Annotated in this window: 3 protein-coding genes and 1 pseudogene; 2 read left to right on the top strand and 2 right to left on the bottom strand. The window is 63.5% G+C overall.

What is annotated here, in order from left to right; all coding sequences use genetic code 11:
- Positions 1-226: pseudogene (locus tag EN984_RS26890) on the bottom strand (PrkA family serine protein kinase); the annotation flags it as partial.
- Positions 227-466: 240 nt separating this feature from the next.
- On the opposite strand from EN984_RS26890, the gene EN984_RS26885 reads away from it, so the two are divergent.
- Entirely contained in the window at positions 467-1,273 is an 807-nt protein-coding gene (locus EN984_RS26885) for an alpha/beta hydrolase (RefSeq protein ID WP_127266965.1), read from the top strand.
- A gap of 100 nt (positions 1,274-1,373) precedes the next feature.
- Positions 1,374-2,927: an acetolactate synthase large subunit gene (locus tag EN984_RS26880; protein WP_127266964.1), complete on the top strand. Its 1,554-nt coding sequence runs from the start codon at positions 1,374-1,376 to the stop codon at positions 2,925-2,927.
- A gap of 30 nt (positions 2,928-2,957) precedes the next feature.
- On the opposite strand, the gene EN984_RS26875 is transcribed toward EN984_RS26880, so the two are convergent.
- Positions 2,958-3,260: a BolA family transcriptional regulator gene (locus tag EN984_RS26875; protein WP_013529365.1), complete on the bottom strand. Its 303-nt coding sequence runs from the start codon at positions 3,258-3,260 to the stop codon at positions 2,958-2,960.
- Positions 3,261-3,522 lie beyond the last annotated feature (262 nt).

The raw sequence follows: 3,522 nt of genomic DNA, 5'->3' as shown, positions 1-3,522 counted from the left end.
CTTTCAGGGTCCGATTGGAGAAAATGCGGCCGAGCCGCTCATCCTTGCTGGTGTCGACCAGGTTCGGCTCGCCGATCGCCTCGACCATCCGTTCAGGCGCCGAGGCATACATCGACTTGTCCTCGCGGCAGGCAAGGAGATATTGCTGGATGCTGATCTCTTCCTGCGCCGCGTTGGTGTAAATTTCCGAAAACAGATCAAAGACGTCAGACTGGTTCTCTCGCATGATGCTTTTGCCCTCGGAGCCGCTGTGGCTTCCATTCGGCTCACCTCGCATTCAACTGTCGGGGGGTACCGTTTGTTCCCTTCATGTGAAGAGGTGGCTGCGATCGTAAGATTTGAGGCCACTCCGAGATCAAGGCGCTCGGTGCGGAGCGGCATTCAGCGCGGGTAGCGGGTGTGTTGCGAATCCCTGACTGGACGGCTGGGGCCGCCGCGTGCAGTCTTGCCTCGCCAGGAGACAGTGATGATCGATCGACGAAGCCTGATCATGGCCTCGGTGGCGGCGATGCTGCCGTTGGAAGCATCGGCCGCGTCGGAAACACGCCGACCCACGCCAAAGACCTTCGACTACGGGCCGGCCAAGCTCGACATCTATGCGCCCGATGGTGCAATCGGCCTGCCGGTCGTATTTTTCGTTCATGGCGGCACCTGGCAGTTTGGCAAACGCAGTCAGGTCAACGCCAAACCGGCCTTCCTGCTCGCCAACGGCTTCTGCTTCGTCTCCATCGACTACCGCATGTTGCCGCAGGCCGATGTCGCCACCCAGGCCGGTGACGTCGAAAAGGCCTACGCCTTCATCAGGGCCAACATCGCCCGGCATGGCGGCGATCCCAACCGCATTGTCGGCATGGGCCATTCGGCCGGCTGCCATTTGATTGCGCTGACCGGCATGCGCGGCGGATTGCCCGGCATAGCTGCGCTCATTCTCGACGATACCAGGGCCTATGATCTTGCAGCACTTGCCAGGAAGGGCGGCATGGTGCGGGCCTATGCCCGCGTCTTTTCCAATCCCGCGCAATGGGCGGCACTGTCGCCGGCCAGCCATGTCGACGGCCGCAAGCACCCGCCGACGTTCATTGCCTATTCGCGCGCCCCTGGCCGCGGCGAGGACTCCAAGGCCTTTGCCGAGCGCCTGCGCGCGACGGGCACCCAGGTCACACTGTTCGACGGCAGCGCCTACACGCATATGTCGATCAATCGCGATTTCGGCGAGGACGGTGACGCGCTGACCGCTGCCGCGCTGGCATTCCTGAAATCGACGGTTGGCTGATCTTTACAGCGCTGGATCAGATCAAAAATGGCGGCGGGATATTGCTGTGCGGGCGCGCCCGGGTGCAAGTGCTCTTCGATCGTGAGCGGGAGGGAATTGCATGAACGGCGCCGATGTCCTGTGTGACGTGCTTCTGGCCAACGATGTGACGGTCTGCTTTGCCAATCCCGGCACCTCCGAAATGCATTTCGTTGCAGCACTTGACCGCAAGCCGAAAATGCGTTGCGTGCTCGGGCTGTTCGAGGGCGTGGTGACGGGTGCCGCCGATGGCTATGCGCGGATGACCGATCGGCCGGCCGCGACGCTGCTGCATACCGGTCCCGGCCTGGCCAACGGGCTCGCCAACATGCACAATGCCCGGCGTGCCTTCAGCCCGATGATCAACATCGTCGGCGACCACGCCTCTTACCATCTGCCGCTCGATGCCCCGCTCACCAGCGATATCGAGAGCCTTGCGGCGCCGATGTCCAACTGGGTCGGCCGCGTCAAGGGCCCGGCCGATATCGTGCCGGCAGCTGAAGCAGCCTTTCGCGCCTCGCTGACACCGCCCGGCGTCGCGACGATGATCCTGCCGGCGGATGCTGCCTGGGGCGCAGTCGACGCGGTTTCGGTCGGCAAGGTGAAGCTGGTGCCAGCGCCGGCCGTCGATATGGACGCCGTGCGCAAGGTCGCCGCGGCGATCCGTACCGCTCCGGGCCGGGCAGGCATGATCGTTCGCGGAAAGGCCGCACGCGCCGATGCGCTCGCCATCGCCGGGCAGATTTCGACGGGCAGCGATGTCCGCCTGTTCGGCGAGGTTCTGATCGCACGGATGCAACGCGGGCGTGGGCGTGTCGCGCCGACCCGCATCCCCTATCCGGTCGATGCGGCGATGGCTGTGCTGAGCGACGTCGATGTTCTGATCCTGGTCGGTGCGAAGGAGCCGGTTGCCTTCTTCGCCTATCCGGGGAAACCGGGACGGCTCGTGCGGGAAGGCTGCGAGGTGCTGACACTGGCCGCCCATGGCGACGATCTGCATACGGCGCTGGAGGCGCTTCGCGACGAACTTGGCATCAAGCCGTCACAACAACAGGTGCTCGCGGCCGCTTTTCCCGACGAGGCAACGCCGAACGGCAAGCTGACGGAAGATGCCATCGCGCTCTCGGTGGCGCGCAAACTGCCGGCCGATGCGATCGTTTGCGATGAAGCGGTCACCTCGGCCAGGCGTTTCTTCGCGCTGTCGGCCTTTGCAGCGCCGCACGACTACATGATGGGCACGGGCGGATCGATCGGCGGCGGCATCCCGATGGCGACCGGGGCGGCAATCGCCTGTTCGGACCGCAAGGTGATCAACCTCGAAGCCGACGGCAGCGGCATGTACACGGTACAGGGATTGTGGACGCAGGCGCGGGAAAAGCTCGACGTGGTGACGATCGTGTTTTCCAATCGAACCTATGCAATCCTGCATGGCGAGATGAAGAATGTCGGCGTGGGCGCGATCGGCGAGAACGCCAGGCGCATGCTCGACCTCGACCATCCCTCGCTCGACTGGGTGTCGCTGGCCAAAGGCATGGGCGTGGAGGCGGCTCGCGCCGATACGTGCGAGCGCTTCGAGGCGCTGCTGGACAGCGCGCTGTCACGGCGCGGGCCGTTCCTCATCGAAGCGGTGCTCTGAGCGCGGCGAAAAACGATCGGCGGAACCGAGCTACCAGCGGGTCTTTTCGCCGGGAGCCGCCGGTTCGATCGCCAGCGCGTGCACGCCGGCCTTCAATTCGTCGGCAAGCAGTTCATTGACGGCGCGGTGACGGTCGATGCGGCTCATGCCGGCAAAGGCGGAAGCGACGACGCGGACGCGAAAATGCGTCTCGCCGGTGCCGTCATAAGTGCCGTGATGGTCGGAGCCGTGATGGTGGTGGCCGGCATGGAGATGGCTCTCGTTGATGATAACCAGCCTGTCCGGCGAAAATGCCTTATTGAGCTTGTCTTCCATGGTCGCCTGTATGGACATCGCCATCTCCCTTCACCACATATCGCTGGCGTCTCGGCCTGGAAACCGAAAATCGGTTTCGCAAGGGGCCGCCGCCGAGCAACAAAATCCGCCATTCGCCTGCTTTATGCCGCGATTCAGCGGTTAGGGCGATGATCGCGAAAATGTCAATTCTTGTTTCGCATCTGCGAACGCCCCATAAATGGGTAAGATGAAGCCGTACCCCAAATATTTCGAGAAGATTCGCGTCCGCCCCGACAAGGACGCGGAGCTGAAGTCGCAC

Source organism: Mesorhizobium sp. M7A.F.Ca.CA.004.12.1.1, from assembly GCF_003997835.1.
Lineage (GTDB): Bacteria > Pseudomonadota > Alphaproteobacteria > Rhizobiales > Rhizobiaceae > Mesorhizobium.
The sequence above is the reverse complement of the archived record's forward strand: the minus strand, read 5'-3'. Positions and strand labels throughout refer to the sequence as shown.